This window comes from Streptomyces sp. NRRL F-6492, from assembly GCF_001280125.1.
GTDB lineage: Bacteria > Actinomycetota > Actinomycetes > Streptomycetales > Streptomycetaceae > Streptomyces.
In genome coordinates, this window is the sequence record NZ_LGEG01000060.1 from 1 (window position 1) to 6,609 (window position 6,609).

Below are 6,609 nucleotides of genomic sequence, written 5' to 3' on the forward strand. Positions count from 1 at the left end.
CAGCAGCTCGCGGGCGGGGGTGGACACCGTGGAGATCGCCCACGGGGGTCTCCGGCCCCCCTGACGCCCCCCGCCCCGCCCTCCCCCCCCCCGCCAGTTCCCCGGAAGGAACCCCCGTCATGTCCCCAGTGTCCCGAGCCGGCCGGGCCAGGGCCCAGCTCACGCTGAAGGAGCCCCCGGCCTCCGTCGGCGCCAAGCCCGGCGGCACGCTGGCACGGCTGGACCTCCAGTTCAACCCCTCCACCCTGGAACTGCGCAAGACCACCGAGTGGCGGCGCTCCCCGTCCCGGATGGCGGAGGAGTCCTCCCTGCCCGAGTTCGTCGGCAGCGGCCCGCGCGAGCTGAGCCTCGAAGTGTTCCTGGACGCCACCGCCACCCACGACAACTCGGTGGAGCAGGCGGTGGAGAAGCTGATGAAGGCGTGCGTGCCGACCAAGGCCAGCCTGGGCCGCAAGAAGCCCGCCAGCCCCTGGGTGCGGTTCGAGTGGGGCAGCGCGCGCACCACGTCGTTCGACGGCGTGCTCTCCAACCTGTCCGTGTCGTACACCCTGTTCGACGTGGACGGCAAGCCGCTGCGGGCCACCTGCCGGCTCTCCATCGAGGAGGCGAGCGTCGGCCCCGCCGGACAGAACCCGACGTCCGGCGCCCGCACCGGACGCAGCACGCACGTCGTCGTGGCCGGCGACAGCCTGGCCCTGCTGGCCTGGCGGGAGTACGGCGACGCGACGGCCTGGCGGGTCATCGCGGAGGCCAACGACATCGACGACCCGATGGCGCTCGTGCCCGGCACCGAACTGGTCGTGCCGGCGCTGAGCGACGCGGGCGCCGGGGAGGAGCGGTGACGGGCGGGGCGCGGGACGGCCGGTCGTTCGCGGCGGACCCGATCGTGGAGACGCCCGGCGAACTGCCGCCGGTCTGGGCGGCCCAGCTGGTGAGCTGCGTGATCGACGAGAACGTGGGGCTGCCGGACGCGGCGGTGCTCACCTTCCGCGACCCCGACCACGAGTTCCTGCGCAAGACCGGCATCACCATCGGCACCCCCCTCAGGGTCTCCGTGGTCACCGTGACCGGGCAGGCCCGCGAGCGGCTCTTCGACGGCGAGGTCACGGCCCTGGAGGTCGACCGGGACCGCACCGGTTCGTTCACCGTGGTGCGCGCCTACTCCAAGGCGCACCGGCTCCAGCGCGGCCGGAAGGTGGTGGCGTACCGGAACATGACGGCGACGGCGATCGTCCGCAAGGTGGCCGCCGGGGCGGGTCTGGCCTGCGGCACCGTCGAGGCCGCGCCGGTCACCTACCAGCAGCTGTCCCAGGCGAACGTCTCCGACTGGGACTTCCTCCAGTTCCTGGCCGCCGAGAGCGGTGCGCAGGTGCGCGTCGACGACAAGGGGCTGCTCCAGTTCACCAGGCCGCGGAAGGCCTCCGGGGCGCCCTCGCCGTCCACCTCGGCCGCCCGCGACCCGCTGGTCCTGGAGTACGGGCGCAACCTGCTTGCGCTGCGGGCCTCCCTGTCGGCGGCGGACGGGGCGCAGCAGGTGGAGGTGCGCGGCTGGGACGTCACCACCAAGCGGCCCCTGGTGGCCCGGAAGCCCTCGGTCGACAGCGACACCGTCGTGCCGGGACTGAGCCCGGCGTTCGCCGCCCGGTTCGGCACGTCGAAGCTCACCGTCACCGACACCCCGTACCGCACCCAGGCCGAGACGAAGGCGGTCGCGGACGCGGTCGCCGGACAGGTCAGTGCCGGGTTCGGCGAGCTGGAGGCGCTGGTCGAGGGCAACCCGACGCTGCGCGCGGGCAAGCCCGTGGCGCTCGGCAACGTCGGAGCGGCGTTCTCCGGCAAGTACACGGCGACGGCCGTGCAGCACGTCCTCGAACCGCACGGCGGCTACCGCACGACGGTGTGGGTGAGCGCCAGCCCCGACCGCTCCCTGACCGGACTGGTCACCGGCGCCAACGCGCCCTCCCGGGGACCGCGCATGCCGGGCCTCGCGATCGGCGTGGTGACGGACGTGCGCGAGACGGGCGGCGCCGAGAACGGCTCGGTGCGGCTGAGGTTCCCCTGGCTGGACGACACCTACGTCACCGACTGGGTGCGCACGGTGCAGTGGGGCGGCAAGGGGGGCGGCGGCGTGGTGAGCCCCGAGGTCAACGACGAGGTCCTGGTCGGCTTCGAACAGGGCCTCCTCGACAGCCCGTACGTCATCGGCGGCCTCTACAACGGCGTGGACAAGCCCTCGCCGCACGACGTCCCCCTGATCGACAAGACCACCGGCAGGGTCAACCGCCGCTCCCTCGTCTCCCGTTCGGGCCACCGGGTGGAGCTGCTCGACGCACGGGCCCCGGGCCGCTCCGGAGTGCGGCTGATGTCCGCCGACGAGCGCCTCGAAGTCTTCCTCGACGACCGGCGGGACCGGATCGAGATGACGGTGTACGCGGGGAAGAGCCGGCAGGTGCTCAGCTCCTTCGTCATGGACAAGCGGGGCATCACCGTGGACGCGGGACGCGGGGACGTGAGCGTGTCGGGCCGCAACGTGGCCATCGACGGCCGGGTCGGGGTGAGGATCGGCGGCCGCACGGTGGACGTCACCGGCGCCTCGGGCGTCACCGTCGACGGCGGCCTGCTCGCCACCCTCAAGGCCAAGCTCGTCCGGATCAACTGACCCCCACCGGAAAGCTCGTGAAAGGAGCTCCGCATGCCCGCCGCCGCCCGTACCGGCGACCCCACCGACCACGGCGGGGTCGTCGCCACCCCGCCGCCCGCCGCCGCGAGGGCGGTGGCGACCGTGCTGATCGGCGGCCGGCCCGCCGCCGTCATCGGCAGCCTGCACACGTGCGTGGTGCCGCCGCACGCCGCCCTCGGACCCGCCAACGTGCTCCTGCCCAACCCGGCCGGGCTCGCCTCCGGGCAGGTCCTCATCGGCGGACTCCCGGCCGCGCGCGCCCGCGACAGGACGGCGTGCGGCGCGATGATCCTCACCGGGGCGCCCCACGTGCTGATCGGGGGCGTGTGATGAGCGAACGGTTCGTCGGCCGGGGCTGGGGATTCCCCCTGCGCGTCGGACCGACCGGGGGGATCGCCCTCGTCGAACGGGAGCGGGAGATCGAGGAGGCGATCCGCCTGGTGCTCGGCACCGCGCCCGGCGAGCGCCCCATGCGCCCCGAGTTCGGCTGCGGCATCCACGACTACGTCTTCGCCCCCGGCGACGGCGCCACCGCCGGCCGCGTCGCGCAGCAGGTGCGGGAGGCGCTGGAGCGGTGGGAGCCGCGGATCACCGTGGACGACGTGGTCGTCGCCTTCGACGCGGTCGAGGACGGCACCCTCTACATCGACGTGCACTACACCCTGCGTTCCACCAACGACCGGCGCAACCTGGTCTTTCCCTTCTACACGATCCCCTCCGAGGAGGGGGCCGAGGAAACGGTCGCCGACTGATGGCCCTGCCCTCCCCGAACCTGGACGACCGACGGTTCCAGCAGCTCGTCGACGAGGCGAAGCGGTACGTGCAGCAGCGCGCCCCGGAATGGACCGACCACAACGTCTCCGACCCGGGCGTCACCCTGATCGAGACGTTCGCCTACCTGGTCGACCAGTTGCTGTACCGGCTCAACCGGGTCCCGGACAAGAACTACCACGCCTTCCTCGACCTGCTCGGCATCCGGCTGTTCCCGCCGACCGCGGCCGGCGCCGACGTCGACTTCTGGCTGTCCGCCCCGCAGTCCGACACCGTCACGCTGCCGCCCGGCACCGAGGTCACCACCGCCGGCGGCGAGACCGACGACGCCGTGGTGTTCGCCACCACCGGCGAACTGCGCATCCTGCCGAGCGAGTTGACGCGCCTGGTGACCGCGTCGCGGACCGGCGAGCAGCACGACAGGACCGGCATGCTCGCCGACGGGCTCGACATCCCCTGCTTCCAGGCCACGCCGGAACCCGGCGACGCGCTGCTGTTCGGGCTGCCCACGGCGGTGCCGCGCTGCATCGTCGCCGTACGCCTCGACAGCCGCGTCGAGGGCGTCGGCGTCGACCCGCGCCAGCCCCCGCTCGTGTGGGAGGCGTGGAACGGCGGCGGCTGGCAGGCCTGCGAGACCGGCGACGACACCACCGGCGGCCTCAACCGGCCCGGCGAGGTCGTCGTGCACGTGCCCGCCGGGCACGTCGCGTCCGTGATCGGCGGCACCCGGGCCGGATGGCTGCGCTGCCGGGTCACCGAGGCCGAACCGGGCCAGCCGTTCTACTCGGAGTCCCCGACGGTGCGCGAGGCGGCGGTCTTCACCGTCGGCGGCACCATGTCCGCCGAGCACGCCGAGACGGTCACCGACGTACCGCTCGGCACCTCCGAGGGGGTCGCGGGACAGGCCTTCCGGCTCGGCCGGCCGCCGGTCCTGCTCGACGCCGGGCCGCCCGTGGTGGAGGTGTCCTCCGAGGAGGGCTGGCAGCGCTGGGAGGTGGTCGAGCACTTCGGCCGCTCCCTCCCCGCCGACCGGCACGTCCGGGTGGACGCCACCACCGGCGAGTTCGCCTTCCCCCCGGCACTGCGGGAACCGGACGGCACCCTGCGGCAGTGCGGCGCCGTACCGCCCAAGGGCGCGCGGATCAGGGTCGCCCGCTACCGCACCGGCGGCGGCCCCGCGGGCAACGTCGCCCGCGGCGCGATCTCCGTCCTGCTCAGCTCCGTCCCGTACGTCGCCCGGGTCGTCAACCGGGAGGCGGCGCGCGGCGGCGTCGCGGGGGAGAGCGTGCACAACGCCCGGCTGCGCGCGCCGGAGGTGCTGCGCATGCAGGACCGCGCGGTGACCGCCGAGGACTACGAGATCATCAGCCGCCAGGCCGCGCCCTCGGTGCGCCGGGTGCGCTGCCTGCCGGCCGCGGACACACCGGGCGCGGTACGGGTCCTGGTGGTGCCGGACGCCGTCGCCGACGAGGGCGACGACCGGCTCCGCTTCGAACAGCTGATCCCCGGCGAGCAGATGCTCTCGGCGATCACCGCGAGCCTCGACGAACGGCGCCTGATCGGCACCCGCCTCGTGGTGGAGCCGCCGGTCTACCAGGGCGTCACCGTGGTCGCCCGCCTCGCCGCCGCCCCCGGCGACGCCGACGCGGTCCGCAAGGCGGCCCTGGACGCCCTGTTCCGCCACTTCAACCCGCTGACCGGCGGTCCTGACGGCACCGGATGGCCGTTCGGACGGCCCGTCCAGTACGGCGAGGTCTTCGGCGTCCTGCAACGCGCCACGGGCGACGCGCTGGTCGAGGAGATCCGCCTGTTCCCGGCCGACCCGGTCACCGGCCGGCGCGGCGCCCCGGCGGACCGCATCGACGTCGGTCCCGGCGCCCTGGTCTTCTCCTACCAGCACCAGGTGGTCGTGTCCGCCGCCGGACCGGAGGGACGATGAGCCGCGCCGCGATACCCGGGCTGCCCAGCAGGCACCCCATCGGGGAGCAGCTGCCCGCGCTCTACGCCGACGACGACCTCGCGCAACGCCTCACCGCCGGTCTCGACACGGTCCTCGCCCCGGTCTTCTCCACCCTCGACAACCTGCCCGCCTACCTCGACCCCCGCCTGGCACCGCCGGACTTCCTGGTGTGGCTGGCGTCCTGGGTGGGCGCCGCCGACGATCCGCGCCGGCCCCTGGAGCTGCGCCGGGAGACGGTCGCGCGCGCGGTGGAACTGCACCGGTGGCGCGGCACGAGGCGGGGCCTCGCCGAGGCCCTGCGCCTCGCCCTGGACGTGCGCACCGAGATCGTCGGCGACGGCGCGGCGGTCTGGTCGCAGACCGCGGGCTCCGGCCTCCCGCCGGAACCCGACGGCGAGCTGCTCGTCCGGGTCGTCCCCGAAGGGGCGCGGACCGGGCGGGTGGACGCGGACCGGGTCCACGAGATCGTCCGGGCCATGTGCCCGGTGCACGTCGCGTTCCGGGTGGAGGTCGTCACCGCTCCGCCCGCCGAGGAAGGGAGCTGACGCATGCGCGCATGTCCCTCGTGCGGGGCCGCCAACGACCCCGCCGACGACTTCTGCGGCAACTGCGGCGCGTATCTGGGCTGGTCGGACCGGCCCGCGAGACCCGGGACGCCGGGCGGTACGCCGTCGTCCGGGGAAACTCCGGAGGGCACGGCCGCGCCCGCGGGCCCGGGTGAGGGCGGGGGAGCGGGCGCGACCGCCCCCGGCGACGTCCCGGCGCCCGCGGATCCCTCCGGAACGCCGGGCGGCGCACCGGCCGCCGGAGCCCCGGACGGAACGCGCACCGGGCCCGGCGACGCGGGGGAGCGCGGCACCCCGGTACCGGGCCCCCCGGCACCTGGCGCTCCGGCACCGGGCACCTCGGCACCGGACAGCCCGGTACCGAATGCCCCGACATCTGGCGCCCCGACACCTGCCGCCTCGGCACCGGACAGCCCGACACCGGACAGCCCGGCACCGGGTACCTCGGTGTCCGCCACCCCGGCACCTGCCACCCCGATACCTGGCACCCCGGCACCTGCCACCCCGGCACCAGACAGCCCGGCACCCGCCACCTCGGCACGGGACACGGCGGCGGCCCGGACCCGGGCGGCCCTGGCCCGGTTCGCCCGGGCCAGGGCCGCCGGGACCCCGGACGCCCCGCCGCCCGGCAC

Annotated in this window: 6 protein-coding genes; all 6 read left to right on the forward strand. The window is 75.0% G+C overall.

What is annotated here, in order from left to right:
- Window positions 1-119: 119 nt before the first annotated feature.
- The 6 genes from ADL08_RS07665 to ADL08_RS07690 are packed head-to-tail and all read left to right on the forward strand — an operon-like array spanning window position 120 to window position 5,956.
- The gene (locus tag ADL08_RS07665; protein ID WP_053641315.1) at window positions 120-842 is read left to right on the forward strand and encodes a LysM peptidoglycan-binding domain-containing protein; all 723 of its coding nucleotides are present in this window, start codon (window positions 120-122) and stop codon (window positions 840-842) included.
- A complete protein-coding gene (locus tag ADL08_RS07670; protein ID WP_053641316.1) occupies window positions 839-2,659 on the forward strand; it encodes a VgrG-related protein in 1,821 nt (606 codons plus the stop codon). Before ADL08_RS07665 ends, ADL08_RS07670 begins: the two co-directional genes overlap by 4 nt.
- Before the next feature lie 33 nt (window positions 2,660-2,692).
- Window positions 2,693-3,010, forward strand: a complete 318-nt coding sequence (locus ADL08_RS07675; RefSeq protein WP_053641317.1) for a PAAR domain-containing protein — start codon at window positions 2,693-2,695, stop codon at window positions 3,008-3,010.
- Window positions 3,010-3,432 carry a GPW/gp25 family protein gene (locus ADL08_RS07680; protein WP_053641318.1) on the forward strand — a complete coding sequence of 141 codons (423 nt, stop codon included), beginning with the start codon at window positions 3,010-3,012 and terminating at the stop codon, window positions 3,430-3,432. The genes ADL08_RS07675 and ADL08_RS07680 overlap by 1 nt, the downstream gene beginning before the upstream one ends.
- Window positions 3,432-5,390, forward strand: coding sequence for a putative baseplate assembly protein (locus ADL08_RS07685; RefSeq protein WP_053641319.1), 1,959 nt, complete (start codon window positions 3,432-3,434; stop codon window positions 5,388-5,390). The genes ADL08_RS07680 and ADL08_RS07685 overlap by 1 nt, the downstream gene beginning before the upstream one ends.
- The gene (locus tag ADL08_RS07690; protein ID WP_053641320.1) at window positions 5,387-5,956 is read left to right on the forward strand and encodes a phage tail protein; all 570 of its coding nucleotides are present in this window, start codon (window positions 5,387-5,389) and stop codon (window positions 5,954-5,956) included. Before ADL08_RS07685 ends, ADL08_RS07690 begins: the two co-directional genes overlap by 4 nt.
- Window positions 5,957-6,609: the final 653 nt, after the last annotated feature.